The following is a 24,972-nucleotide window of genomic DNA, read 5'->3' as shown; positions in this document are numbered from 1 at the left end:
CGCTGGCCGGCTCTGCAATGATCCAGCCGTGCCACGAGCCGGCCAGCGGCCGGCACTACCCTCCATCGGCCTTGCGAGGCGCCGGCCAGCGGCCGGCACCCCGGTGAATCGCCTTAGCGGTTTACCTGCGCGTACAGCGTGGAGCTCATGCCGAACAGCTTGATGAAGCCTTCTGCCTCTTCCACGCCCCAGTCGGCCGACTGCGCGTAGGTGGCGCCCTTGGTGTTGAGCAGGTGCGGCGACTTCACTGCCACCGCATCGACACGGCCACCGCGGGTTTCCAGCACCACTTCGCCGTTGACCTTGGCCTGCGAGGACTTCAGGAAAGCCTCGATGTCGGTCTTCAGCGGGTCGTGGTAGAAGCCTTCGTACACCAGCTCCACCCACTTGCGCGCCACGTCCGGCTTGAAGCGGTTCTGCTGCTTGGTCAGCACGGCATCTTCCAGCGCGCGATGCGCGGCCAGCAGCGAGACCAGGCCCGGCGCTTCGAACACGATGCGGCCCTTCAGGCCGATCACGGTGTCACCGGTGTAGACGCCACGGCCGACGCCGTAAGCGGCGAACAGCTTGTTGAGCTTGGCCAGGATCTGCTCACCCGGCAGCGCCTTTCCGTCCAGTTCGACGGCTTCGCCTTCGACGAACTTCAGGGTCACGGTCAGCGGCTCGACCGGCCATTCGCTGCGCGGGGCGCACCAGCCGCGGGCACCCTCACCCGGCGCTTCCCAACGGTCGATCTCGCCGCCGGACATGGTCAGGCCGAGCAGGTTCTCGTTGATGGTGTAGGCCTGCTGTTTGGCGCGCACACCGAAGCCGCGCTCTTCCAGGTACTTCTGCTCGTAGGCGCGGGTCTGGGTGTGTTCCTTCTGGATTTCGCGGATCGGCGCGACGATCTGGTAATCGCCCAGCGCCTTCACGGCCAGGTCGAAACGGACCTGGTCGTTGCCCATGCCGGTGCAGCCGTGGGCGATGATGTTGGTGCCCAGTTCGGCGGCGCGCTTGAGCGCGGCATCCACGATCAGGTAACGGTCGGAGACCAGCAGCGGGTACTGGCCCTGGTAGCCTTCGCCGGCCCACACGAACGGCTTGACGAAGCCACTCCAGATCGCCGGGCCACCATCGACGGTGACGTGGCTGGTGACGCCCAGCTCGGCGGCACGCTTCTCGATGAAATCGCGCTCTTCGTCATCCACGCCGCCGGTATCGGCGAACACGGTGTGCACGTTGTAACCGCGCTCCTGCAGGTAAGGCACGCAGAAACTGGTGTCGAGTCCGCCGGAGAAGGCCAGGACGATGTCTTTCTTGCTCATGGGGGTCAGGTCCAAGTGGAATGCAATGTGGAATGCGTTTTTCGGGGCGGTAGAGCCACGCCATGCGTGGCTGCTCTTCGTTGGGCGCCGCGAAGCCACGCATGGCGTGGCTCTACGGCCGCCGTGCTGCTTATCGTCCTGCCAGCGCCGACATGATCGCCTTCTGCACATGCAGGCGGTTTTCGGCTTCGTTGATCGCGATGCACTGCGCCGAATCCATCACGCCGTCGGTGGCCTTCACGTTGCGGCGCAGCGGCAGGCAGTGGCTGAAGACACCGTTGTTGGTCATCGCCATCTTGGCTTCGTCGACGATGAAGTGCTTGTACTGGTCGCGGATCGGCTTTTCCGGTTCCCAGTTGCCGAAGAACGGCAGCGCGCCCCAGCTCTTGGCGTACACCACGTCCGCGCCGGCGTAGGCGCTGGCGATGTCATGGCTGACCTGCAGCGAACCGCCGCTCTCGGCGACGTTCTGCTCGGCCCAGCCCATGTAGCGCTCATCCAGGATGTAATCCGGGGTCGGGCACAGCAGGGTCACGTCCATACCCATGCGGGTGGCGATGGTCAGCGCCGAGTTGGCCACGGCGGTGTTGAGCGGCTTGGGGTGGTAGGTCCAGGTCAGCACATACTTCTTGCCGCGCAGGTCCTGGGTACCGAAGTGTTCCTGCAGCGCCATCACGTGGGCCAGTTCCTGGCACGGGTGGGTGATGGTTTCCATGTTGATCACCGGCACCGGCGAGTACTTGGCGAAGCTCTTGAGCACTTCGTCCTCGCGGTCCTTGGTCCAGTCGATGAATTTCGGGAAGGCGCGCACGCCGATCAGGTCGACGTAACGACCCAGCACCCGGGCCACTTCGGCGATGTGCTCCTCGGTGTCCCCGTCCATCACCGAGCCCAGGTTGAATTCGATCGGCCAGGCGTCTTTGCCCGGCTGCAGCACGATCGCATGGCCGCCCAGCTGGAACGCGCCCAGCTCGAAGCTGGTGCGGGTCCGCATGGAGGGATTGAAGAACACCAGGGCAATCGACTTGCCCTTGAGCTCGTCGCCCAGCTTGTTGCGCTTGAACAGCGCGGCCTGGGTCAGCAGGGCATCCAGGTCGGTGCGGCTCCAGTCCTGGGTGTTCAGGAAGTGCTTCAGGGACATCGATCGATCCTTTGCGGCTGGTTTTCCACCGTTTCCGGCGGAGGTTGGGGGCGCCGGGGCGCGTTCAGGGCTCAACAAAACGTATACAGATGAAACTTTTCAAATCGCAGAAACGAAAAAACCCAGCGCGGGGGCTGGGTTTTCCGAACAGACAGCACGAAGCTCCGGTTACCCAGCGAAAATGTGGGGTTCCGGTCGGCGGGCACGCGACGTCATGCCCGTAGCCATACGGGCGGCGCTGGTGTCGTGCTGGAAGTCGGTGAGTTTCATGGCCGCCCATCTTTGCATGCACCCGGAGTGCGTGCAAGGCCTGAATGACTATTCAGGTTGAAGGCATCCACGCCCGGGGCGATGCCGGGGGTCACGGGTTGGCGCCGCCGGCCTGCTCGTTGCCCACCCAGGGGGTGATCGACACCCGGATCTTGAGCCGGTTGCCCGGATCTTCGGGCAGGCGGGAGCGGTACTTGGTGCCCTTGTAGACGTAGTCCACGTCGTAGGCGATCGGCCGGCGGAACTCGCGACCGACCGGAATGATCTTGCAGTCACGGGTCAGCAGCGGGCCGGTATTGGCCGGCGCGGTCTCGACGACCACGTTCTCGGAATAGCCGTTCTCGTCCGTGCTGCCGTCTTCGCGGCGGAAGATCGAGCGCACCGAGTCCATGAAGCGGCCGAACCGACCCTTGTCTTCCTGCGGCTCCTCCCCCGTAACGTTGACCGGGGCCAGCGTGCGGGTCGAGATCGGCTCGCAGTGCTCCTCGGTGCGGGTGGCGCGCAGGGTCTGGAACACCGGCTCGACGTTGAGCACCTGGGCGTAGTCGAACTTGACGTTCTCCACGATCACCACCCGGTTGCGCACCTCACCGTCCTGGGCGCACGCCCCGAAGGCGGCACTTCCGAGCAGGCAGACCAGCGTCAACAACGAAGCGGATTTCATTGGCAACAAGGAAAAGGACAAGGGGGATAGTTTAGGCAGTGCCAAGCACAAGGGGCTGAACATTACCCTTCCGCGACGTTTCTGCCCATAGGCCGGACCCACCCGCGGCCCCGGAACCCGCCACCACGGGCCGGAACGGCTGAAGCCTTCAGCGATCCCGCCGGCCGGCCCCGCCGCCCACCTGCCCTCCCCCGCATCCCCCCAAAGCCCCCGACACGTTCTAAAATCGACCGCTTACCCCCGCTCCCGACCCTCATGACCCTGCGCCTGCACAACAACCTGACACGCCAGCTCGAACCGTTCACCCCGCTCGATCCGACCTGTCCGACCCTGTATGTGTGTGGCCCCACGGTCTACAACTACGTCCACATCGGCAATGCCCGTGGCCCGGTGGTGTTCGGGGTGCTGGCCGATCTGCTGCGGCGCCGCTTCGGTGGCCTGCGCTATGCGCGCAACATCACCGACGTGGATGACAAGATCAACACGGCCGCGCGCGAGCAGAACGTACCGATCAGCACGATCACCGACCGCTTCGCCGCCGCCTACCGCGAGGACATGGCGGCGCTGGGCGTGGTCCCGCCGGACATCGAGCCGGAAGCCACCGCGCACATCCCGCAGATCGTCACGATGATCGAGCAGCTGATCGCCAACGGGCACGCCTACGCGGCCGAGGGCCATGTGCTGTTCGCGGTCGGCTCCTACGCCGACTACGGCAAGCTCTCGCGCCGCGACCCGGACGAGATGCTGGCCGGTGCCCGCGTGGACGTGGCCCCGTACAAGCGCGACCCGGGTGACTTCGTGCTGTGGAAGCCCTCCAGCGACGACCTGCCCGGCTGGGCATCGCCCTGGGGCCGCGGCCGTCCGGGCTGGCACATCGAGTGCTCGGCAATGGCCGCCGCTCACCTCGGCCCGACCATCGACATCCATGCCGGCGGCGTGGACCTGCAGTTCCCGCACCACGAGAACGAGATCGCGCAGAGCGAGTGCGCGCACGGCGGGCAGACCTTCGCCCGGTTCTGGCTGCACAACGGCATGCTCAACTTCGGCGGCGCCAAGATGAGCAAGTCGATCGGCAACATCGAGCGGGTGCACGACCTGGTCCGCCAGCATGCCCCGGAGGCCCTGCGCTACGCGCTGCTGTCGGCCCACTACCGGCAGCCGCTGGACTGGTCCGATGCGCTGATCGAGCAGTCTGTGCGCACCCTGGACCGGCTGTACGGCACCCTGCGCGACCTGGTCGACGTGGACGCCACGGCGGTGATCCCGGCCGAGATCGAGGCCGCGCTGGATGACGACCTCAACACGCCGCAGGCGCTGGCCGAACTGGCCCGCATCGCCGGCGAGGCGCGCAAGGCCGCCGACGCGGACAAGGCGCACTGGAAGTCCACCCTGCTCGGCGCCGGCCTGGCACTGGGCCTGCTGCAGCAGGATCCGGGCGCGTGGTTCGGCACGGCGGTCGGCCACGATGACGATGCCGCCATCCAGGCCCTGATCGACGCGCGGGCGGCCGCCAAGCAGGCCCGCGATTTCGCCCGCGCCGATGCGATCCGCGACCAGCTGGCCGCCGACGGCATCGTGCTGGAAGACACCGCCCAGGGCGTGCGCTGGTCGCGCAAGCGCTGAAAGACCGCCCGGCCGACCGCCGGGCGCTGCCAGATACTGCCCGACCCATTGGGCGTTGCCACGACACAGACCCGGCCACGGATGGCCGGCGCCTCCTTCGAACCATCACGGCCAGACCACGGAAGGCGCATGACCGGCCTGGAGTACCCCCATGACCCCTGCATCCCCGTTCCCGCTCGAACCCACCCCGGCCGAGGCCCAGGCCGCCATCGCCGAGGAATTCGCCTTCTTCGGTGACTGGTCCGAGCGTTACCAGTACCTCATCGACCTCGGCCGCAAACTGCCCACCTTCCCGGAAGAGTGGAAGACCGAGGAGCATCGCCTGCTCGGCTGCCAGTCGATGGTCTGGATCGTGCCGGAGGGCAATGCCGAGGCGCTGCGCTTCCACGCCATCAGTGATTCGGCGATCGTCTCCGGGCTGATCTACCTGGCCCTGCGCGTGTACTCGGGCCGTTCCGCGGCCGAAATCCTGGCCACCGAGCCGAACTACATCCAGGACATCGGGCTGTCGCGCCACCTGTCACCGACCCGCAGCAATGGCGTGGCGGCGATGCTGGCCTTCATCCGCGACACCGCCAAAGCACAGTCGTGACGGTCTCCGCCGATCCGCAGGAGCCCGACAGCGCCCTGCAGCTGCTGGCCCGCCCGGGTTTTTCGCTGGTGCTCGCGTACCGCATCTTCGCGATGCTCTCCTACCAGATCGTCGCGGTGACGGTCGGCTGGCACATCTACGAAGTCACCCGCAATCCGTTCTCGCTGGGCCTGGTCGGCCTGGCCGAGGTGCTGCCATTCTTCTGCGTGGCCCCGTTTGCCGGCTACCTGGTCGACCACCTGCCGCGCCGCCGGCTGGGCATGGTCGCGTGCAGCGGGCTGGTGATGACGGCCCTGGTGCTGACCGCGGTCGCCCAGGGCTGGCTGCCCTTCCACGGGGTATGGCCGATCTATGCGGCAATCGCGCTGACCGGCATGGTCCGCGCGTTCCTGTCGCCGATCTACAACGCGCTGTTCGCGCGCGTGCTCGAGCGCACCCAGTACGCGCGCGGTGCGGGCCTGGGCGCGGTGGTGTTCCAGGCGGGCATGGTGCTCGGCCCGGCACTGGGTGGCGCACTGGTGGCCTGGGGCGGCAAGGGCGTGGCCTATGGCGTAGCGGTCGGCGTATCGCTGATCGCGCTGGGCTGCCTGGCGGCGCTGCGGGTCTCCGAGCCGGTGCACAGGGGCCCGGCGGCACCGATCTTCAAGAGCATCGCCGAGGGCGGTCGTTTCGTGCTGGGCAACAGGATCATGGTCGGGGCGATGGCGCTGGACATGTTCTCGGTCCTGCTCGGCGGCGTGGTGGCGATGCTGCCGGCGTTCCTGCACGAGATCCTGCACCACGGCCCGGAGGGGCTGGGCGTGCTGCGTGCGGCACCGGCGCTCGGCTCGGTATGCGTCGGCCTGTGGCTGGCGCGGCGGCCGCTGCAGCGCAATGCGGGGCGCGTGCTGTTGTTCGCGGTGGCGGGGTTCGGTCTGTGCGTGATCGGCTTCGGGCTGTCGTCGAATTTCTGGCTGTCGGCCGCGATCCTGCTGTTCTACGGTGCGTTCGATGGGGTGTCGGTGGTGGTGCGTTCGACGATTCTGCAGTTGGCGACGCCGGAGGAGATGCGCGGCCGGGTGTCGTCGATCAATGGCATTTTCATCAGTTCGTCGAATGAGCTGGGTGCGTTCTATGCGGGCACGATGGCGAAGCTGTTGGGGCTGGTCCCGGCGGTGGTGCTGGGTGGCTTTGCGGTGTTGAGCGTGGCCGGCATCACGGCCTGGAAGAATCCGACGCTGCGGCGGTTGAATCTGCGCGATCTGCATTGAGCTTTTGCCCGGCCGGCCGCTTGGGGCTCCCCAGCTGGACGCCGGGCTGGTTGGCTCGCGCTGCGCGGCTGGGGCTGCCGGGGCCGCGGGTTCGGCGCCTGCTTGTTCCTGGGGTTGGGCGGCCGGGCAGCGCAGTGCAGGACCCGCCGTAAACCCATCCCTGGGGGCTCGTAGTGCGGCATCCATGCCGCACACGGTCCTTCACTGCGCTACCCGTCCACCCATAGACAGTCAGTTCCTTGCGCGGAATTGACGGCGAAGAGCGACCGGCGACCGGCGACCGGCAGATAGCTGACGCACCACAGCTTTCAGAACTTCGGCTTCGGCTGACTGCTGAGTTCTCACTGCTAAGTGCAGACTGCAGACTGCAGACTGCAGACCGCGCAATTTTTGGCGCACCCGCCACGCCTGTAGATCCACGCCATGCGTGGATGCCTCGCAGAGCGCGGCACAAGCATCCGGACCAGCACCCGGCATGTCCCGACGATCCAGCCAGCGCTGGCAGACTGCCGAAACAGCGTCAGAAGCGGGAGTCCAAGCTCTTCCATCCGCCCACCCATGAACCTGTCGGGAGGGGGTCGGGTGGCCCTGGCCGGGACCGTAGTGCGCCATGGATGGCGCACTACGAGCCCCCATGGTTGGGTTCACGGCGGGTCCCGGACAGGGCTGCCCGACCCACTCCAAGCACGAGGCATCAAGGCGCCAGCGCTCTCCACGAACGACCAATCCAAAAGCGAACAGCCACAAAAAACCCGGCCGAAGCCGGGTTTTCCGTAGAACAGCAACACCAACAGCGCGATCAGTCGCCCTGCTGCTTCTGCAGATGCTCCCAACGCTCCTGCGCATCGATCGTGCGCTCAGCGGTCAGGCGGGCTTCCAGACGATCCAGGCCGATTTCTTCGCCCGTATCGACACAGAAACCGTAGTCGCCGTCTTCCAGACGCTTCAGCGTGCTGTTGATCTTGCCGATCAGCTTGCGGTAACGATCACGGGTACGCAGTTCCAGCGAGTTCTCGGTCTCGCGGGTGGCGCGCTCGGCCTCATCGCCGATATCACGCACTTCTTCCTGCAGATTCGCGATGGTCTGCTTGGATTCTTCCACCAGATCATTGCGCCAGTGCTGCAGGCGCTGGCGGAAATACTCCAGCTGCAGCGGGCTCATGTATTCCTCTTCCGCGCTCGGCTTGTAACCGTCGGGCAGGATCGGACGACCGGTGGCTTCGTCAGTCTTGTATTCCACCACCTTCACCTTGGTGCGCGGGGCCGGGGCGGCCGAACGCGCTGCCACGGCAACGGCGACCTTGCCGACCGGACGGGACACCGGCTTGGGGGCGGACTCGGACTTGGCGGGGGTTTTTGCAGGCGATTTCGAAACGGGCACGGGATTCTTGTTTTGCGGGGCCTTGGAGGCGGGGGCGGCTGCGACCGGCGCCGGCGCGGAGGCCGGAGAGGTGACAGGTTTGGCCGCGCTCTTGGCCGGGACAGACTTGGCCGGCGCCGGCGATGCCGGCTTCGGTGCGGACTTCACTACGGGTGCTGCAACCGGCTTGGCAGCCGGCTTGGATGCCACGGGCTTGCTGGCGGTCTTGCTGGCCTTCACCGGCGTGGCCGGTGCCTGCTTGACTGCGGTCTTCTTCGCCGGGGCCGGCTTGGCCGCGGGTTTGGCGGCGGCAGGCGTCACGGTCTTCTTGGCCGCCGGCTTGCCGGCCGCGGTTTTTTTGACGGGCGCCTTGGTTACCGGCTTGCCTGCCGCGCGCTTGGCGGGCGTGGCAACCGGCTTGGCGACCGTCGACTTCTTGGCAACGACCTTCTTGGCGACGGTCTTCTTGGCCACCACCGTCTTGGCAGCAGGCTTCTTGGCGACAGCCTTCTTGACGGCCTTGGCGGGCGACTTGCTGGCCGCCTTCTTAACGGGTGCCGTCCTGGCCGCCGGTTGTTTGGATGCAGGCTTGCCGACCGGCTTGGCAGCCGGCTTCTTGGCAACGGTCTTGGCCGCCAACTTCTTTACAACAGGCTTGGCGGTTTTCTTGGCGGCCTTGACGGCCTTCTTTGCAGTTTTTTTAGCAGCCACGAAACGCTCTTCCTTGGATTCCCCGGGGCCCGGGAAAGCGGGCCTTTATAGCCTACCCGACCAGCAGCAGCAACCACACCGCCTACTCCGTTCAGCCCCGGAGTCGCAAGGCGTGCGACCGGTCCGCCTGGCAGGCGGGCCAACGTGCGCAGTTCGGTACCTGACCCGGCGACACCGCCGGGGCGGCCCGTCGCGCGCGTGGGTGCGGACGGGTCCAACGCCCCATCCTGCGACAAATGCGGCCTTCATGCCAACTGGAATAAGATTGGGGGGTGATCTCACGCCTGCTCATCGCCCTGCTGCGCTTCTACAAGCGCTTCATCAGCCCGTTGCTGGGGCCGCGTTGCCGCTTCATGCCCAGCTGTTCTGAATACGCCATGCAAGCCATCGCCACCCATGGCCCCGCGCGCGGCAGCTGGCTGGCCGCGCGCCGGCTGGGCCGCTGCCATCCCTTCCATCCCGGTGGTATCGACGAGGTGCCCCCGCGCGCCGCGCATGACGCCACCTGCCGCTGCACAGGAAAACACTGAATGTCCTCCACGCTCATCGTCAACGCCCGCCTCGTCAATGAAGGCACCATCACCCAGGGCGACCTGCGCATCGAAGACGGCCGCATCGCGCAGATCGGTCCTGGCCTGGAGGCACGTCCGGGCGAAACCGTCGTCGACGCCGCCGGCCGCTGGCTGCTGCCGGGCATGATCGACGACCAGGTCCACTTCCGTGAGCCCGGCCTGACCCACAAGGGTGACATCGCGACCGAATCCGCCGCGGCCGTCGCCGGGGGCCTGACCAGCTTCATGGACATGCCCAACACCAACCCGCCCACGCTCAACGCCGAGATCCTGCAGTCCAAGTACGACGCCGCCGCTGGCCGCGCGCGCGCCAATTACGGCTTCTACATGGGCGCCAGCAACGACAACCTGGCCCACATCCAGTCGCTGGATCCCAAGACCGCACCGGGCATCAAGGTGTTCATGGGCGCCTCCACCGGCAACATGCTGGTCGACAACCCCGAAACGCTGGACGCGATCTTCCGCGACGCGCCCACGCCGATCATCACGCACTGCGAAGACACCCCGATGATCGATGCCAAGGCCAAGGAGTACGCCGAGAAGTACGGCGATGCCCTCAGTGCCGAACAGCACCCGGACATCCGCTCGCGCGAGGCCTGCCTGAAGTCTTCCCAGCTGGCCGTGTCGCTGGCGAAGAAGCACGGCACCCGCCTGCACGTCCTGCACATCTCCACCGCCGACGAGCTGGCCCTGTTCGAACGTGGCCCGCTGATCCGCGCCGATGGCAGCCGCAAGCAGATCACCGCCGAAACCTGCATCCACTTCCTGCGTTTCGACCGCAGCGATTACGCGCGCCTGGGCAACCTGATCAAGTGCAACCCGGCGATCAAGGAAGCCAGCGACCGCGAGGCACTCACCCGTGCCGTGGCCGATGACGTGATCGACGTGCTCGCCACCGATCACGCGCCGCACACCTGGGAAGAGAAGCAGAAGCCCTATGCGCAGGCGCCGTCCGGCCTGCCGCTGGTCCAGTACGCACTGGTCGCCGCGCTGGAGCTGGTGCACGAAGGCAAGCTGGAGATCACCCAGGTCGTGCAGAAGTTCGCGCACGCGCCGGCGCAGCTGTTCGATGTCAGCCAGCGCGGCTACCTGCGCGAGGGCTACTTCGCCGATCTGGTGCTGGTCGAGGACGTGCCCTTCACCGTCAAACGCGAAGACGTGCTGTCCAAGTGCGGCTGGTCGCCGTTCGAAGGCACCACGTTCCGCTCGCGCATCGCCTCGACCTGGGTCAACGGGCAGCTGGCGTGGGATGGCGAAAAGCTGGTGGGTTCGCCGAACGGCCAGCGCATGAGCTTCGACCGCTGATGCGGGCACGGCTGTTGAGTGCGGCCCTGGCGGCCGCAGGCGTCGCGGCGATGGGCAGCCTGCTGCCCTCGCCCGCCGTGGCCCAGGCCGATGCGCGGGTCGTGTTTCCGGCCAGCGCCTCGCAGGGCGCGATGGTGATCGGCAAGGTGCCCGCCGGCAGCGTCGTGCAGTACGGCGGCCGCACCCTGCGCGTGAGCGGGTACGGCAGCGTGGTGTTCGGCATCGGCCGCGATGAAAAGGGCCCGCTGCAGGTCCAGGTGCAGCGGCCGGACGGCGGCAGTGAGACGGTCAGCATCGCCGTCACCCCGCGTGACTGGCCGACCGAGCGTGTCAACGGCGTACCGCCGAAGACGGTCAACCCGCCGCCGGCGATTGCCGAGCGGATCAAGCGCGAGCAGGCCCAGGTCACCGCCGCGCGTGCCCGCGATGACAACCGCGCCGACTTCGCGCAGCCCTTCATCTGGCCGGTGCAGGGCCGCATCAGCGGCCGCTTCGGCAATGCGCGCGTCTACAACGGGCAGCCCGGTTCGGGCCACTCCGGCATGGACATCGCGGTCCCCATCGGCACGCCGGTCAAAGCACCGGCCGCCGGCGTGGTCACCTTCGCCGGCCCGGACCTGTATCTGACCGGCGGCACGCTGCTGCTGGATCACGGGTTCGGGATCAGTTCGAATTTCCTGCACCTGTCGCGCATCGACGTGAAGGTCGGCGACCGCGTGGAACAGGGCCAGGTGATCGCCGCGGTCGGGGCGACCGGTCGCGCGACGGGCCCGCACCTTCACTGGGGCATGAACTGGTTCGATACCCGTATCGACCCGCTGCTGGTGCTGGAACGCGGGAAATAACGGCGTGCCGGCCGCTGGCCGGCACGCACACTCAGCCGCGCGCAGCCCACCAGGTCAGCCACAGCGTACGCATCGGCGTGGCCTGGTACTGGCGGTCCTGCGCCCAGGTCTGCTGGCGGGCACGGGCCAACGCGGCGTACAGCCGTCGGGGCCGCGGGCCGGCTACCCGCGCCGGCCACTTCGCCAGCAACTGCTGCGCCCACCTGCGCGGCGCGGCGGTGTCATCCTCGGCCAGCAGCGAACGCGGAATGGCAGCAACACCACTCTCGTGCAGGCGCTGGGCCAGGGTCTGCACCAGCACCGGGGTGGCGACATCGCCACGCGCCGGGCTGTCGAACATCACCGCTTCGACCGCAGCCACAGCGGCCGCATACGCCTGCAACGCGCGCAGCGCCTGCGCCGGATCGACCGGTACCGCACGCGCGTCGATCAGATCCGGCAGGGTCTCGGCCAATTGTGCCCACGGCGCACGCACCGGCTCGAGCACCCGGCCCAGCGGATGGCGCGAACGCTGCGCCGCCCAGCTGCGCAGTTCTTCCCCCCACCACGCCAGCTTGGCGTCCGACGGCATCGGATCGCCGGCGGTGTTGAGGATGTCGTCGAACTCCTGCAGCAGCGAGAACCACGCCACCACCAGGGTGCGCTGGTTCTCGGGAACGAAGCGTTCGGCCACCTGCCACTCGGGCCAGCGGGTCCGCCACTTGTCCAGGAAGCTGTCCAGGGCGCTGGAAGTACTCACGGTGTATTCCTTGAAAGGCTAGAGCGTGCGCGGAAGCGGCCACGCCTTGGCATGTTGCAGGTGTTCGGGCAGATCGACGAGGGTGTCGGCACCCCAGGCCATCGGATCGTCGGCATCGAGCCGATAGCCCCACAGGGCGGCGACGGAGGCCATGCCGGCGGCGTTGGCGGCGACGATGTCGCGCTCGTCATCGCCGACGTAAACGCAGGTGCCCGGCGCGATTCCCATGCGCTCGGCCGCGGCCAGCAGCGGCAGCGGATGCGGCTTGCGCTGGGCCAGGGTGTCCCCACCGATCAGCACCTTGCAGCGCTGTTCCCAGCCCAGCTGCGGCACGATCAGGCGGGCCAGGTATTCGGGCTTGTTGGTCACGATGCCCCAGGCACAGCCGGCAGCATCAAGTGCGTCGAGCATGCCGGCGATGCCATCGAACAGCGCCGCGTGCTGGCCGATCAGAGCCTCGTAGCGTTCCAGGAACTCCGGCACCAGCGCATCACGCTCGACCTGCCCCAGTTCGGGAAAGGCCACCGAAATCATCGCGCGCGAACCCTTGGAGACCACCGGGCGCAGCGCGCCCAGGGTGATCGGCCCACGTCCGCGCTCGGCCAGCATCGCGTTGGCGGTGGCCAGCATGTCCGGCGCGCTGTCCAGCAGGGTGCCGTCCAGATCGAACAGCACCGCCGGCGGGAAACCGAGCTCAGACACGGGCGGCGGCGTCCGGCTTGACCGCATGGGCCAGGTAATTGATGTCGGTGCGCGTGCTCAGGCGGGCCCGGTTGCGCCACGGCTCATAGGCCATGCCACTGACATCGCGCAGGTTGAAATCCGCTTCGCGCAGCCACTTGCCCAGCTCGGCCGGCTTGATGAAATCCTGGTAGTGATGCGTGCCCTTGGGCAGCAGCCGCGCCACGTACTCGGCACCGACGATCGCCACGGCGAACGCGGCCGGGGTGCGGTTCACGGTGGACAGGAACAGCTGGCCGCCCGGCTTCAGCAGGCGGTGGCAGGCGGCGATGATCGCGCCCGGGTCCGGCACGTGCTCGAGCATTTCCATGCAGGTGACCACGTCGAAGCTGCCCGGCTGCTCGGCGGCCAGGTCTTCAGCGGCCTGCACGCGGTAATCGACGCTGACGCCGGACTCCAGCCCGTGCAGGCGCGCGACCTTGACCAGCTCCGGGGCCAAGTCGATCGCGGTGACGTCCGCACCTTCCTTCGCCAGCGCCTCGCTGAGCAGGCCGCCGCCGCAGCCGATGTCGAGCACGCGGGCGCCCCGCAGGGTGACGCGCTGGGCGACGTACTTCAGGCGTACCGGGTTCAGCGCATGCAGCGGCTTCTGCGGGCCATCGACATCCCACCAGCGGTTGGCGAGCGCGGCGAACTTGTCCAGTTCGGCCTGATCGAAATTGGTGGAGGCATGGGGGGTGTTCATGGGGATCCTTGGTGCATCAAGCACGGATGTGTCGGATACGCTCGCGCCACTGGCGGGCGTTGGCGACGATCGCCGCGGTGTCCATGCCGACCAGTTCGCGCTGCACCAGCTTGGGCTGGCCGGCGATCCAGACATCGCTGACCTGATGGCGGCCGGCGGCGTAGACGAGCTGCGAGAGCACATGGTGCAGCGGTTGGGTTTCCAGCGCGGACAGGTCCACGCAGACCAGATCGGCCTGCTTGCCGACCTCGATCGAGCCGATGCGGTCGCCGAAGCCCAGCGCGCGGGCGCCGCCCAGCGTGGCCGCGCGCAGCGTGGTGGCCGCGTCCAGCGCGGTCGCATCATTGGCCACGGCTTTGGCCAGGATCGCCGCAGTGCGGTTCTCGCTGAACATGTCCAGGTCGTTGTTGCTGGCGCAACCGTCGGTGCCGATCGCCAGGTTCACGCCGGCACGCTGCAGGGCGCAGGCCGGGCAGAAGCCGGAGGCCAGCTTGAGGTTGGATTCCGGACAGTGCACCACGCTGACGCCGCGCTCGGCGCACAGGTGGATTTCCGCCTCGGTCAGCTGGGTCATGTGCACGGCGATCAGGCGATCGTTGACCAGGCCGAGCCGATCCAGCCGCGCCAGCGGACGCTGGCCATGCAGCTTGATCGAGTCGCTGATTTCCTGCGCGGTCTCATGCGTGTGCAGGTGGACCTGCATGTCCAGTTGATCGGACAGCATGCGCACGCGTTCGAAGTTCGCGTCGTTGACGGTGTACGGGGCGTGCGGCGCGAACGAGGTGCCGATCAGCGGGTCGTTGCGCCACTGGTCGTGCAGCTCGCCGGCCTTGGCGAAGTACTCGTCGTCGGTCTTGGCCCAGGCGGTCGGGAAATCGATGATCACCGCGCCGACCAGCGCACGGAACCCGTGCTGCTTGTAGACGGCGGCCTGGACGTCGGAGAAGAAATAGTTTTCGTTGGCACAGGTGGTGCCGCCGCGCAGCATCTCGGCGATCGCCAGGGTGGTGCCGTCGGCCACGAACTCCGGCCCGATCACCGCTGCTTCCACCGGCCAGATGTGCTGCTGCAGCCAGACCATCAGCGGCAGGTCGTCGGCGACGCCCCGCAGCAGGGTCATGGGATTGTGGGTATGCGCGTTGACGAGGCCCGGCATCAGCGCCGCCTCCGGGCGCGAGACCGTCTGCTTGGGCGCAAAGCGCTCGCGCGCATCGGCACGCGGCAGGATCGCGATGATCTCGCCACCGCGCACGGCCACGGCATGGTCTTCCAGCACCACCGCATGCGGTTCGATCGGGACCACGTAACCGGCTTCGATCAACAGGTCACAGGCTTCGGGAATGCGGGCGGTGTCGGTCATGCGGACTCACTGTGCTGGGCGGCGACCCGAAGGCGTGTGCGACCGGGGCGCTCTGGAGGTAGAGCCGAGCCATGCTCGGCTGCGCGTGGTGTCGGCATCATGAACGCCGGGAAGTGCCGCCGGGCTGCGCCTGGGGGCCGACCAATGGTCGGCTACCGGGTGGCGCAGCCGACCAACGGTCGGCTCTACACGTAATCCGGCTTCACCGGATTACTTGCCTGCGCGCGCGGAGTACTCGCCCGAGCGGGTGTCGACCTTGATGATTTCATCCTGGTTGACGAACAGCGGCACGCGGACCACCGCACCGGTTTCCAGGGTGGCCGGCTTGCCGCCGCCGCCCGAGGTATCGCCACGGACGCCCGGGTCGGTTTCGGTGATCTTCAGTTCGACGAAGTTCGGCGGCTGCACGAAGATCGGCTCGCCGTTCCACAGGGTGACGATGCAGGACTCTTCGCCCTTCAGCCACTTCTCCGCGCCACCCATGCCGGCCTTGGTGGCCTGGACCTGCTCGAAGGATTCCGGGTCCATGAAGTGCCAGAACTCGCCGTCGCTGTACATGAAGTCCATGTTGGTGTCGACGACGTCGGCCTTCTCCACGTCATCGGTCGCCTTCATGGTCATTTCGACCACGCGTCCCGACTTGATGAAGCGGTACTTCATGCGGGTGAAGGCCTGGCCCTTGCCCGGCTTGACGTATTCGGTCTCGGTGATGACCGCTGGTTCATTGTTGACCAGGATCTTCATCCCGTTCTTGACGTCGTTCATGCCAACAGTGGCCATGCTGAAACTCCTGAATGGGCAAACGCCGCGCAGGCGCGGCGAGCCGGATAGAATGGGAAATCCCACCGACACCGGTGGGGTGACTCGATATTTCTGACCCACATGATAACCGCAGGCCCCCATTCCATGCAGCTTTCCGCCACGCCCCTGGCCGCCCCCGTCCGCTGGCAGCAACGGTGGCGCGAGGCGATCCGCGACCCGCGCGAGCTGCTGCGGCAGCTGGGGCTGGATCCGGTGGAGCTGGGCGTCTCGGACGAAGCGGCCGGCCAGTTCGCGGTGCGCGTGCCGCAGGGCTTCGCGGCCCGGATGCGCCACGGCGACCGCCACGACCCCCTGCTCCGCCAGGTGCTGCCGATCACCGACGAGCTGAAGATCGTCCCCGGCTTCAGCCTGGACGCGGTCGGTGACGGCGCGGCAAAGAAGGCCACCGGGGTCATCCAGAAGTACCGCGGCCGCGCCCTGCTGGTCACCACCGGCAGCTGCGCGATCAACTGCCGCTACTGTTTCCGCCGCCATTTCGACTACGGCACCGAGAACGCGGCCCGCGAGGGCTGGCGCGATGCGGTGGACGCGATCGCGCAGGACCCGGACATCGACGAGGTGATCCTGTCCGGCGGCGACCCGCTGTCGCTGGCCACGCACAAGCTGGTCGAGCTGACCCAGGCGCTCAGGCAGATCCCGCACCTGCGCCGCCTGCGCATCCACAGCCGGCTGCCGGTAGTGCTGCCCGAACGGGTGGACGACGAACTGGTGCAGTGGCTGGGCAGCCTGCCGTGGCCGGTAGCGTTCGTGATCCATGCCAACCACGCCAACGAATTCGATGCGACCGTGGATGCCGCGATGGCGCGCCTGCGCGAGGCCGGCGCCACCCTGCTAAACCAGGCGGTGCTGCTGCGCGGGGTCAACGATTCGATCGAGGCGCTGCAGGCGCTGAGCGAGCGCAGCTTCGCCGCCGGCGTGCTGCCCTACTACCTGTACCAGGTGGACCGGGTCGAAGGCGTGGCCCACTTCGAAGTGGACGACGACACCGCCAAGGACCTGCATGCGCAGCTGACCGCGCGCCTGTCCGGCTACCTGGTGCCGAAGCTGGTCCGCGAGATCTCCGGCGACACCAGCAAGCGGCCGGTGTAATTGTTAATCAGCGGCCCGATTCGAGCAGCTGCACCACCTCGGTCGCGCTGACCGGGTGGCTGAGCCAGTAGCCCTGGGCCAGGTCGCAGCCGCGCTGGGCCAGCAGGTCGAACTGCACTTCCTGCTCGATGCCTTCGGCGACCACGGTGATCCCCAGCGCATGGGCCATGGCGATGATCGCCGTGGTCAAGGCCAGGTCGTCCGGGTCGCGCTGCATGTCGGCGACGAAACTCTTGTCGATCTTGACCCCGTCCACCGGCACCTGGCGCAGGTGGCTCAAGCCCGAGAAGCCGGTCCCGAAATCATCCAGCCAGACCTTGACGCCGGTCCGGTGCAGCTTGTCCAGCAGCGCCGCAGCCAGCATTTCATCGCCGATCACCGCCGTTTCGGTCAGCTCCAGGTGCAGGCGCGAGGCCGGCAGGCCGGTATCGCGCAGGCAGTCGGCGACCAGGGTCGGCAGTTCCCCGCCCCGCAGCTGGCGCGGTGACACGTTGACCGACACGAACAGGCCCTCGCCGTCCACACCGGCCGGCCATTGCACCGCCTCGGTGCAGGCCGCGCGCAGGACCTTGGGGCCGATCACCTCGATCAGGCCACTCTGCTCGGCCACTTCGATGAACACCGAGGGCGGAATCGTGCCGAGGGTCGGGTGCTGCCAGCGCAGCAGCACCTCCACCCCGACCATGCGGCGGTCGCGGGTGCGGAAGATCGGCTGGTAGGCCAGGCGCAGTTCGCCGCGCTCCCAGGCACCGCGCAGCTCCTGCTCCATGTGCACGCGGCGCTCGACCGCATGGTCCATCGCCCGGCTGTAATAGCGGTAACAGTTCTTGCCGGCCATCTTGGCCTGGTACATCGCGATGTCGCCGTTCTTCAGCAGCGTGGTGGCATCGGCGGCATCGTCGGGGAACAGGGTCACGCCGATCGAGGTGCCGAGGAACAACTCCCGGCCCTGCACCACCAGCGGCTTGCCCAGTTCGCGCACGAGGATCTCGGCCAGTTCGCGGGCCCCGGCGGCGACATCGCCCTCACCGATCAGTATCACGAACTCATCGCCGCCGAAGCGCGCCAACAGCGCCTCGTCGCCGCCGGCCTGGGCGACCGCCGCGCTGATCCGCTGCGCGAACTGCAGCAGCGCCTCGTCGCCGGCCTCGTGCCCCAGGGTGTCGTTGACCCGCTTGAAATCGTCCATGTCGGCGAACAGCAGCCCCAGCCGGTGTCCGGAGGCGCGCGCCGCCATCAGGCGATGATCGAGCGCCTCGCGGAACGCCAGCCGGTTGGTCAGGCCGGTCAGCGCATCGGTATAGGCCATGTGCCGCACTTCGCGGTCATGCCGCGCAATCGCCTGGCTCATGCGGTCGAACGCACGCATCAACTCGCCGACCTCGTCCTGCCGGCGGCTCTCCGGCATCCGCAGGGTGTAATCGCCCGCCTCGATCTGGCGGGCAGCACCGGCCAGCCAACGGATCGGCGTGACCAGCGTGCGCTGCACGTAGATGATCACCACCGCGCCGATCCCGATCAGCAGGCCGAGCATCAGCAGCAACCACCCCAGATGACGCTTTCCGACCTGCTGCAGGCGATCGCCCAGGGTCCGGTTGGCCTGCCGCTCCATCGCCTGCACGTCGTCCAGCGCCATGCCCACGCGCACCCCGCCGATCCGCTGGTTGCCGATCATGATCGGCATCGCGTTGTCCAGCACCTTGGGCGAGGCCTGCACCACCAGTTCGCGTGCGCCGGCGGCACCTGCAGCGAGCGGGTCGGTCATGGGCTGGCCGAACTCCAGCACGTCCACCGTGCCATCGTGGATCAGCCGGCCCTGGTCGTCGAACACCAGCACATAACGCACCACCTGCTGCCGGGAGGTATTGCGCACCAGCGCCCCGACCTGCTCCAGGTCGTTGTAGTACAGCGGGTTGGCCAGCGCATCGGACAGCTCACGCGCCAGCGCTTCGCCCCGGCTTCGCACGCTGCGGTCGAACAGGTCATGGATGACCGTGCCACTGAGGTGCTGCACCTCATCCTGCATCGTGGCCTGGCGCCCCAGCACCACGGCCACGATCGCCACCACGACCAGCATCGCGCCGCCCATCGCCAGCACGAAGCGGGCCTGCATTCCGGAACCCAAGCGACTCATTCCACTTCCATCCGCACGCGCGTCAAGCCTTGTTTCAATTCATCCAGCCGGTGCTGCATCTGCGCATCCACCCGGTGGAACCCGGAAGTACCAAAAAACGTCTTCAATGCCGGCCGTGCCTGCGGATCGGACGCGGCGTCCAGCAGCACCTGCTGCAGGCGGTCGCGCACCTGCGGGTCCAGGCCCTCGCGCACCATCTCGACCGCCCGCGGATACGGCGCGGTGCGATGGATCACGCGGAAGTCGCGCAGGAAATTGGCCGGTATGCGCTTGCCATCGGACCAGTCCACGCTGCTCACCGCCCCCGCGTCGACCAGCCCCTTGTGGACGAACGTGGCGATGTTCGACTCCGACCGCGCGAACACGTAACCCACCGTATCCGGCGCGGCGACATCACCGATCGAGGCCAGGATCTCCGGCGTTTCGCCATGCTGCAGCAGGGTCATGACCGGCACGAGATACGCACTGGTGGACGCCACGTTCTGCAGCGCCAGGGTGTGCCCGCGCAGGTCTTCCAGGGTCTGGATGGGACTCTCGCGGCGCACGAAGAACACGGTGTGGTAGTCGCGCACGCCGCTGCGCTCGGTCAACAGCAGCGGTCTGGCGCCGCTGCGCAGCCCCAGGGCCACGGCGGTACCGGAGGTTTCGGTCACCCAGTCGACCCGGCCACGGCGCAGGTAGCTGCCCATCTGCTGGGCATCGCGTGCCATGAGGATGCGGCCTTCGGTGATGCCGACGTCGTGCATGCGGGGGATCACGTAATCGAGCAGGGGCTGCAATTGCGCATAGTGTGACTTCGGGTCGTCGCTGATCCGTCCCAGCACCAGGACGTGGGCGGGTCCGGCCAGCGCCGGACCGGTCATCGCGGCGATGGCCAGACACAGCATTACGCTCTGCAGCAGCCTTCGCAGTCTCGACAAGCCCATCACTCCCCCCAAGGAATCGAGACAGACTACCCGAAAAAATGAGAACTGCGTCAGCTTACAGGGGCTTATTCGTTGCCAACCGCGCCATCCGCTGCGCGTCGGACAGGATGCCGCGCAGCAGCCGCACTTCCTGTTCGCTCAGTTCCGTCCGCAGGAACAGGCGGCGCAGCTTGCGCATCGCCGATTCGGGCGCACGGCCCTTGTGGAAATCGATCTCATCGAGGGTATCGCCGAGCTGGCCGAACAGGCCTTCGACCTGGGCATGGCTGGCCGGCGCTTCGCCGAAACCGGGGTCGGCCGGGGCAGCGACCGGGGCCTCGGCGGCGCCGAGGATGGCCATGCGCACTTCATAGGCCAGCACCTGGACGGCGGCGGCCAGGTTCAAGGAACTGAACTCCGGGTTGGAGGGAATGTGCACGGCCGCATGGCAGAGCTGCAGCTCTTCATTGGTCAGGCCGGTGCGCTCGCGGCCGAACACGAAGGCGACTTCGGCCGGCTCGGCGGCCTTGGCCAGCACCCGCTGGGCAGCCACGGCCGGCAGCAGTTCTTCCAGCTGCACCCGACGCGAGCGGGCGGTGCAGCCCAGCACGAAGCGGCAATCGGCGACGGCCTCGGCCAGGGTGCCCACGACCGGGGCGTCACCGAGGACATCTTCGGCGCCGGCGGAGCGGCGGAAGGCCTCTTCATCCAGCGGTTTTTCCGGGGCCACCAGGACCAGGCGGCCCAGGCCCATGGTTTTCATGGCACGCGCGGCCGCCCCCATGTTTCCGGGGTGCTGGGTGCCGACCAGGACGAAACGGATGCGGGCGGGAGCGGTTTCAACGGACATGAACAGGCCAAATGGGAGCAGGACAGCGACAAATGGTAAACTGTGCGACCGGCCTCTGCGCCGGGACCGCTCTTTTCCCCCGCCAAACCCCTACTCTGCCTTTACGGGAGCTTTTCGCCATGCAGAAACCCGCCGTCACCGTCATGGTCAAGGCCGCCCGCCTCGCCGGCAACGTCCTGTTGCGCAACATCAACAAGCTCGAGGCGTTGAACGTCGTGCAGAAGGGCCGCATGGACTATGCCAGTGAAGTCGATGCAGATGCGGAAAAGGTCATCGTCAAGGAACTCAAGCGCGCCTATCCCGAGTACGGGATCATGGGTGAGGAAGGTGGCGTGCAGTCGGTCAACCGTTACATGTGGGTCATCGATCCGCTGGACGGCACCAGCAACTACCTGCGCGGCTTCCCCCATTACTGCGTGTCCATCGCCCTGGTCGAGAACGGTGAGCCGATCGACGCGGTGATCTTCGATCCGCTCCGCAATGAGCTGTTCACCGCCAGCCGTGGCGCGGGCGCGGTGTTCAACGACCGCCGTATCCGTATTGCCGAGCGCAAGGATCTGGGCGGCGCGATGATCCATACCGGCTTTGCCCCGCGTGAGCGCCAGCGCACGAGTGCGCAGCTGAAGGCCGTCGATGCGCTGCTGGTGCAGGCCGAAGATGTGCGTCGCACCGGTTCGGCGGCGCTGGATCTGGCCTATGTCGCCTGTGGCCGCGCCGATGCGTACTTCGAGGCCGGCGTGAAGGCATGGGATATCGCAGCCGGCGTGCTGCTGGTCCGTGAGGCCGGTGGCCGGGTCTGCGATTTCAAGGGCGCGACCCCGGCCCGCATGGACAGCCGTGGTCCGGAAACCCAGCAGATCGTCGCGGGCAACGTGAAGATCAGCGATGCGCTGCAGAAGGTTCTGGTCAATACCGGCTACGCGGCGGAGTTCGACGCGAAGTTCTGATCGGGCTGGATCTGATCTGCATGATGACGGCGCCTTCGGGCGCCGTTGTTGTATGTGGGGCTGGGTCTATGACGGCGACGGCAACGGCAGCGCTTCCATTGCCGGGGGCGAGAGGCCGGTGGGTAGCCTGGGCCAAGACGCGCCGTCAACCCATCCCTGGGGGCTCGTGGGCGCCATCCATGGCGCCCTGACGGTCTTGGCCCAGGCTACCCACCGGCCTCTCGACAGATCTCGATGTGGCGGATGGAAGAACTCGTGCTGCTGAGTCCACTGGGGGCACCTGCCCGCCAACAAAAACGCCCGGCGAAAGCCGGGCGTTCTGGTCAGCGCACTGCGGTGTGGGTTACACCACGGTGTTGTTGGCGGCGCGAAGCGCGGCGATGCGCTCGTCCAGCGGCGGGTGGCTCATGAACAGCTTCTTGGCAGCGCCGCCGGCGATGCCGAAGGCAGCGATCTGGGTCGGCAGGGTGCTCTGGCCGTGGTTGACCTTGAGGCGTTCCAGCGCGGCGATCATCTTCTGGCGGCCGGCCAGGTGGGCACCGCCGGCATCGGCGCGGAATTCGCGGTGACGGGAGAACCACATGGAGATCATGGTGGCGAACAGGCCGAACACCATTTCCAGCACGAACACGATGATGTAGTACGCAAAGCCGCGGCCGCCGCCTTCGCGGTTGCCGGACAGGGCGCTGTCGATGAAGCCGCCGACGATGCGGGCAAGGACGATCACGAAGGTGTTGAGCACGCCCTGCAGCAGGGCCATGGTGATCATGTCGCCATTGGCGACGTGGGCGATTTCATGGCCGAGCACGGCTTCGGCTTCGTCTTCGCTCATGTTGTGCAGCAGGCCGGTGGAGACCGCGACCAGGGCCTTGTTGCGGTTGGCGCCGGTGGCGAAGGCATTGATTTCAGGGCCTTCATACACCGCCACTTCGGGCATGCCGATGCCGGCCTCGCGGGCCTGGCGTTCCACGGTGGCCAGCAGCCAGCGCTCGGTCTGGTTGCGCGGCTCGGTGATCACCACCGCGCCGGTGGAGCGCTTGGCCATGAACTTGGACAGCAGCAGTGAAATGAACGAGCCGCCGAAGCCGAAGATGGCCGCAAAGACCAGCAGACCGCCCATCCGGTTGGGATCGACACCCAGTACCGACATCACGATGCCGGCCAGGATCAGCACCGCAAAGTTGGTCAGAAGGAAGAGAGCAATGCGACTGAACATGGGAAAAGGACGCTCGTGGGAGGTTGATGAGTGCAAATCTGCGGTGACTTCAGCTTGAATTCAAGTCGCAAACTGACCGACGATTCATAGTCCATGTCTGATCCCTCCTATTGCGGGCGCTTTGCGCCCTCGCCCACCGGCCCCCTGCACCCCGGCTCCCTGCTGGCGGCGCTGGGCAGCTGGCTGCTCGCACGCCACGCCGGCGGCCGCTGGCTGGTGCGGGTGGAGGACGTCGATCCTCCTCGAACGGTGCCCGGCGCGGTAAGCGGCCAGCTGGCCATGCTGGCCGCCTGCGGACTGGTCAGCGACGGGCCGGTGGTGCAGCAGAGCCAGCGCGACGCGCTGTATGAAGCGGCGCTGGAGCGGCTGCTGCGCGAGGACAAGGCGTTTGTCTGCCATTGCAGCCGCAGCGAGCTGGCCGCGCAGGGCGGCATCCACCACCGCTGCGTGGCCCGCGCCGAACGCGCGCACCCTGCCGTGCGGCTGCGGGTGCCACCGGGCAGCGTGGTCCGCTTCGATGACGGGCTGCAGGGCACGGTCGTCCAGGACGTGCATGCCGAGGTCGGCGACGTGGTGCTGCGCCGGGCCGACGGCTACTGGGCGTACCAACTGGCGGTGGTGGTCGACGATGGCGCGCAGCAGGTGACCGACGTGGTCCGCGGGGCCGACCTGCTCGACTCGACCCCGCGCCAGATCCTGCTGCAGCAGGCGCTCGGGTTGCCGACGCCGCGCTACCTGCATCTGCCACTGCTGCTCGGCCCCGACGGGCGCAAGCTGTCCAAGTCCGAGGCGGCGCTGCCGATCGACCCCGCGCAACCGCTGCCGGCCCTGCGCCAGGCGTGGCGGCAGCTCGGCCAGGACCCGACCATCGGCGCGGCGGTCGACGAGGTCGACCATTGGCTGCGGCAGGCCGCCGCCAGCTTCGATCCGGCACGGTTGCCACCGGGCGACATTTCAACCCTGCACGCGGCTGGCGAGGCTGCCCCTTTTGCCCGCTGATGTTGCAGAATCGCTTTCCCCCTTGTTGGCCCTGCCTTTCGGAGTAGCTGCTCATGACATCTCGCGTCGCACTGGTCACCGGTGGTACCGGCGGTATCGGTACTGCCATCTGCCAACGTCTGGCCGACCAGGGCCATCGGGTCGCCACCAACTACCGTGACGAAGCAAAAGCAAAGGCCTGGCGCGAGAAGATGCTGGCCCGCGGCTGCGATGTGGCGATTTTCCCCGGCGATGTGTCCGACCCCGGCACCGCCGAGAGCATGGTGCAGGCCGTCGAAGCGGCGCTGGGCCCGGTCGAGATCCTGATCAACAACGCCGGCATCACCCGCGACACCACGTTCCACCGCATGCGCGCGGACCAGTGGCACGATGTGATCAACACCAACCTCAACTCGGTGTTCAACGTCACCCGCCCGGTCATCGAGGGCATGCGCCGCCGCGGCTGGGGCCGGGTCATCCAGATCAGCTCGATCAACGGCCTGAAGGGCCAGTATGGGCAGGCCAACTACGCCGCCGCCAAAGCCGGCATGCACGGCTTCACCATTTCCCTGGCGCGTGAGAATGCGGGCTTCGGCATCACCGTGAATACGATTTCGCCCGGCTATGTGGCCACCGACATGGTCATGGCCGTGCCGGACGAGGTGCGTGCCAAGATCATTGCCGACATCCCCACCGGCCGCCTCGGCAAGCCGGAAGAGATCGCCTACGCGGTGGCCTTCCTGGTCAACGACGAAGCGTCCTGGATCACCGGCTCCAACCTGGACATCAACGGCGGCCACCACATGGGGTGGTAAGGCCCCGGAGAAGGGCGAATTTGCTGCACCCCATGTTGCGCAACATAAATG

Annotated in this window: 23 protein-coding genes; 10 read left to right on the top strand and 13 right to left on the bottom strand. The window is 67.3% G+C overall.

Annotated features, from left to right (window positions below):
- Window positions 1-113: 113 nt before the first annotated feature.
- The 3 genes from ABE434_RS05925 to ABE434_RS05915 form a co-directional block, all read right to left on the bottom strand.
- The gene (locus ABE434_RS05925; protein WP_346478167.1) at window positions 114-1,307 is read right to left on the bottom strand and encodes an argininosuccinate synthase; all 1,194 of its coding nucleotides are present in this window, start codon (window positions 1,305-1,307) and stop codon (window positions 114-116) included.
- A 130-nt stretch (window positions 1,308-1,437) separates the two neighbouring features.
- Window positions 1,438-2,448 carry an N-acetylornithine carbamoyltransferase gene (locus ABE434_RS05920; protein ID WP_176989410.1) on the bottom strand — a complete coding sequence of 337 codons (1,011 nt, stop codon included), beginning with the start codon at window positions 2,446-2,448 and terminating at the stop codon, window positions 1,438-1,440.
- 361 nt (window positions 2,449-2,809) lie between these two features.
- Window positions 2,810-3,382 carry a hypothetical protein gene (locus ABE434_RS05915; RefSeq protein WP_346478166.1) on the bottom strand — a complete coding sequence of 191 codons (573 nt, stop codon included), beginning with the start codon at window positions 3,380-3,382 and terminating at the stop codon, window positions 2,810-2,812.
- Window positions 3,383-3,637: 255 nt separating this feature from the next.
- Between ABE434_RS05915 and cysS the strand changes: the two genes are divergently transcribed.
- From cysS to ABE434_RS05900, 3 genes are all read left to right on the top strand, one after another.
- Window positions 3,638-5,005, top strand: a complete 1,368-nt coding sequence (gene cysS / locus ABE434_RS05910; protein ID WP_346478165.1) for a cysteine--tRNA ligase — start codon at window positions 3,638-3,640, stop codon at window positions 5,003-5,005.
- A gap of 151 nt (window positions 5,006-5,156) precedes the next feature.
- Entirely contained in the window at window positions 5,157-5,597 is a 441-nt protein-coding gene (locus tag ABE434_RS05905; protein ID WP_346478164.1) for a SufE family protein, read from the top strand.
- Window positions 5,594-6,847: an MFS transporter gene (locus ABE434_RS05900; protein ID WP_346478163.1), complete on the top strand. Its 1,254-nt coding sequence runs from the start codon at window positions 5,594-5,596 to the stop codon at window positions 6,845-6,847. Before ABE434_RS05905 ends, ABE434_RS05900 begins: the two co-directional genes overlap by 4 nt.
- 799 nt (window positions 6,848-7,646) lie before the next feature.
- Here the strand turns inward: ABE434_RS05900 and dksA are convergent.
- The gene (gene dksA, locus ABE434_RS05895; RefSeq protein ID WP_176989405.1) at window positions 7,647-8,918 is read right to left on the bottom strand and encodes an RNA polymerase-binding protein DksA; all 1,272 of its coding nucleotides are present in this window, start codon (window positions 8,916-8,918) and stop codon (window positions 7,647-7,649) included.
- 272 nt (window positions 8,919-9,190) lie between these two features.
- Between dksA and yidD the strand changes: the two genes are divergently transcribed.
- The 3 genes from yidD to ABE434_RS05880 are packed head-to-tail and all read left to right on the top strand — an operon-like array spanning window position 9,191 to window position 11,640.
- Window positions 9,191-9,448 (top strand): membrane protein insertion efficiency factor YidD, encoded by a 258-nt coding sequence (gene yidD, locus ABE434_RS05890; protein WP_121038212.1) that lies wholly within the window; start codon window positions 9,191-9,193, stop codon window positions 9,446-9,448.
- Window positions 9,449-10,795, top strand: a complete 1,347-nt coding sequence (locus ABE434_RS05885) for a dihydroorotase (protein WP_176989404.1) — start codon at window positions 9,449-9,451, stop codon at window positions 10,793-10,795. It begins immediately after the preceding gene.
- Entirely contained in the window at window positions 10,795-11,640 is an 846-nt protein-coding gene (locus ABE434_RS05880) for a M23 family metallopeptidase (protein WP_346478162.1), read from the top strand. The genes ABE434_RS05885 and ABE434_RS05880 overlap by 1 nt, the downstream gene beginning before the upstream one ends.
- A 31-nt stretch (window positions 11,641-11,671) precedes the next feature.
- Here the strand turns inward: ABE434_RS05880 and ABE434_RS05875 are convergent, their stop codons facing one another.
- The 5 genes from ABE434_RS05875 to efp form a co-directional block, all read right to left on the bottom strand.
- Window positions 11,672-12,379, bottom strand: coding sequence for a squalene/phytoene synthase family protein (locus tag ABE434_RS05875; RefSeq protein WP_346478161.1), 708 nt, complete (start codon window positions 12,377-12,379; stop codon window positions 11,672-11,674).
- 18 nt (window positions 12,380-12,397) lie between these two features.
- Complete coding sequence (locus ABE434_RS05870; RefSeq protein WP_346478160.1) at window positions 12,398-13,081, bottom strand: phosphoglycolate phosphatase; 684 nt, start codon at window positions 13,079-13,081, stop codon at window positions 12,398-12,400.
- Window positions 13,074-13,805 carry a bifunctional 2-polyprenyl-6-hydroxyphenol methylase/3-demethylubiquinol 3-O-methyltransferase UbiG gene (gene ubiG / locus ABE434_RS05865; RefSeq protein ID WP_179458455.1) on the bottom strand — a complete coding sequence of 244 codons (732 nt, stop codon included), beginning with the start codon at window positions 13,803-13,805 and terminating at the stop codon, window positions 13,074-13,076. Before ubiG ends, ABE434_RS05870 begins: the two co-directional genes overlap by 8 nt.
- A 16-nt stretch (window positions 13,806-13,821) precedes the next feature.
- The gene (locus tag ABE434_RS05860; RefSeq protein ID WP_346465981.1) at window positions 13,822-15,165 is read right to left on the bottom strand and encodes a TRZ/ATZ family hydrolase; all 1,344 of its coding nucleotides are present in this window, start codon (window positions 15,163-15,165) and stop codon (window positions 13,822-13,824) included.
- 210 nt (window positions 15,166-15,375) lie between these two features.
- Complete coding sequence (efp, locus tag ABE434_RS05855; protein WP_019182820.1) at window positions 15,376-15,945, bottom strand: elongation factor P; 570 nt, start codon at window positions 15,943-15,945, stop codon at window positions 15,376-15,378.
- A 126-nt stretch (window positions 15,946-16,071) separates the two neighbouring features.
- Here efp and epmB point away from each other — a divergent pair, with 126 nt between their 5' ends.
- Window positions 16,072-17,076: an EF-P beta-lysylation protein EpmB gene (gene epmB / locus ABE434_RS05850; RefSeq protein ID WP_346478159.1), complete on the top strand. Its 1,005-nt coding sequence runs from the start codon at window positions 16,072-16,074 to the stop codon at window positions 17,074-17,076.
- 7 nt (window positions 17,077-17,083) lie between these two features.
- Here epmB and ABE434_RS05845 read toward each other — a convergent pair whose 3' ends face one another.
- The 3 genes from ABE434_RS05845 to ABE434_RS05835 form a co-directional block, all read right to left on the bottom strand.
- The gene (locus ABE434_RS05845; protein ID WP_346478158.1) at window positions 17,084-19,210 is read right to left on the bottom strand and encodes an EAL domain-containing protein; all 2,127 of its coding nucleotides are present in this window, start codon (window positions 19,208-19,210) and stop codon (window positions 17,084-17,086) included.
- On the bottom strand, window positions 19,207-20,097 hold the full coding sequence (locus ABE434_RS05840; RefSeq protein WP_194243668.1) for a phosphate/phosphite/phosphonate ABC transporter substrate-binding protein: 891 nt from the start codon (window positions 20,095-20,097) through the stop codon (window positions 19,207-19,209). The genes ABE434_RS05845 and ABE434_RS05840 overlap by 4 nt, the downstream gene beginning before the upstream one ends.
- Window positions 20,098-20,191: 94 nt before the next feature.
- Window positions 20,192-20,965, bottom strand: a complete 774-nt coding sequence (locus ABE434_RS05835) for an RNA methyltransferase (protein WP_346478157.1) — start codon at window positions 20,963-20,965, stop codon at window positions 20,192-20,194.
- A gap of 119 nt (window positions 20,966-21,084) precedes the next feature.
- On the opposite strand from ABE434_RS05835, the gene ABE434_RS05830 reads away from it, so the two are divergent.
- Window positions 21,085-21,912: an inositol monophosphatase family protein gene (locus ABE434_RS05830; RefSeq protein ID WP_019182815.1), complete on the top strand. Its 828-nt coding sequence runs from the start codon at window positions 21,085-21,087 to the stop codon at window positions 21,910-21,912.
- A 343-nt stretch (window positions 21,913-22,255) separates the two neighbouring features.
- On the opposite strand, the gene htpX is transcribed toward ABE434_RS05830, so the two are convergent.
- Complete coding sequence (htpX, locus tag ABE434_RS05825; RefSeq protein ID WP_346478156.1) at window positions 22,256-23,128, bottom strand: protease HtpX; 873 nt, start codon at window positions 23,126-23,128, stop codon at window positions 22,256-22,258.
- Window positions 23,129-23,221: 93 nt separating this feature from the next.
- Here htpX and gluQRS point away from each other — a divergent pair, with 93 nt between their 5' ends.
- Together gluQRS and phbB are read left to right on the top strand one after the other, a co-directional pair.
- Window positions 23,222-24,127 (top strand): tRNA glutamyl-Q(34) synthetase GluQRS, encoded by a 906-nt coding sequence (gene gluQRS / locus ABE434_RS05820; RefSeq protein WP_346478155.1) that lies wholly within the window; start codon window positions 23,222-23,224, stop codon window positions 24,125-24,127.
- Window positions 24,128-24,180: 53 nt separating this feature from the next.
- Window positions 24,181-24,921 (top strand): acetoacetyl-CoA reductase, encoded by a 741-nt coding sequence (gene phbB, locus ABE434_RS05815; RefSeq protein ID WP_152153448.1) that lies wholly within the window; start codon window positions 24,181-24,183, stop codon window positions 24,919-24,921.
- Window positions 24,922-24,972: the final 51 nt, after the last annotated feature.

This window comes from Stenotrophomonas sp. TWI1183 (assembly GCF_039673115.1).
GTDB lineage: Bacteria > Pseudomonadota > Gammaproteobacteria > Xanthomonadales > Xanthomonadaceae > Stenotrophomonas > Stenotrophomonas maltophilia_AA.
Note: the sequence above shows the minus strand (reverse complement) of the source record. Positions and strands in the feature narration are given on the sequence as shown.

Excerpts from the sequence above, each read along its gene's own strand:
- ABE434_RS05925 (WP_346478167.1), bottom strand. The coding sequence starts at position 1,307 with ATGAGCAAGAAAGACATCGTCCTGGCCTTCTCCGGCGGACTCGACACC.
- ABE434_RS05920 (WP_176989410.1), bottom strand. The coding sequence starts at position 2,448 with ATGTCCCTGAAGCACTTCCTGAACACCCAGGACTGGAGCCGCACCGAC.
- ABE434_RS05915 (WP_346478166.1), bottom strand. The coding sequence starts at position 3,382 with ATGAAATCCGCTTCGTTGTTGACGCTGGTCTGCCTGCTCGGAAGTGCC.
- cysS (WP_346478165.1), top strand. The coding sequence starts at position 3,638 with ATGACCCTGCGCCTGCACAACAACCTGACACGCCAGCTCGAACCGTTC.
- ABE434_RS05905 (WP_346478164.1), top strand. The coding sequence starts at position 5,157 with ATGACCCCTGCATCCCCGTTCCCGCTCGAACCCACCCCGGCCGAGGCC.
- ABE434_RS05885 (WP_176989404.1), top strand. The coding sequence starts at position 9,449 with ATGTCCTCCACGCTCATCGTCAACGCCCGCCTCGTCAATGAAGGCACC.
- ABE434_RS05880 (WP_346478162.1), top strand. The coding sequence starts at position 10,795 with ATGCGGGCACGGCTGTTGAGTGCGGCCCTGGCGGCCGCAGGCGTCGCG.
- ubiG (WP_179458455.1), bottom strand. The coding sequence starts at position 13,805 with ATGAACACCCCCCATGCCTCCACCAATTTCGATCAGGCCGAACTGGAC.
- ABE434_RS05860 (WP_346465981.1), bottom strand. The coding sequence starts at position 15,165 with ATGACCGACACCGCCCGCATTCCCGAAGCCTGTGACCTGTTGATCGAA.
- efp (WP_019182820.1), bottom strand. The coding sequence starts at position 15,945 with ATGGCCACTGTTGGCATGAACGACGTCAAGAACGGGATGAAGATCCTG.
- epmB (WP_346478159.1), top strand. The coding sequence starts at position 16,072 with ATGCAGCTTTCCGCCACGCCCCTGGCCGCCCCCGTCCGCTGGCAGCAA.
- ABE434_RS05845 (WP_346478158.1), bottom strand. The coding sequence starts at position 19,210 with ATGAGTCGCTTGGGTTCCGGAATGCAGGCCCGCTTCGTGCTGGCGATG.
- ABE434_RS05840 (WP_194243668.1), bottom strand. The coding sequence starts at position 20,097 with ATGCTGTGTCTGGCCATCGCCGCGATGACCGGTCCGGCGCTGGCCGGA.
- ABE434_RS05835 (WP_346478157.1), bottom strand. The coding sequence starts at position 20,965 with ATGTCCGTTGAAACCGCTCCCGCCCGCATCCGTTTCGTCCTGGTCGGC.
- ABE434_RS05830 (WP_019182815.1), top strand. The coding sequence starts at position 21,085 with ATGCAGAAACCCGCCGTCACCGTCATGGTCAAGGCCGCCCGCCTCGCC.
- htpX (WP_346478156.1), bottom strand. The coding sequence starts at position 23,128 with ATGTTCAGTCGCATTGCTCTCTTCCTTCTGACCAACTTTGCGGTGCTG.
- gluQRS (WP_346478155.1), top strand. The coding sequence starts at position 23,222 with ATGTCTGATCCCTCCTATTGCGGGCGCTTTGCGCCCTCGCCCACCGGC.
- phbB (WP_152153448.1), top strand. The coding sequence starts at position 24,181 with ATGACATCTCGCGTCGCACTGGTCACCGGTGGTACCGGCGGTATCGGT.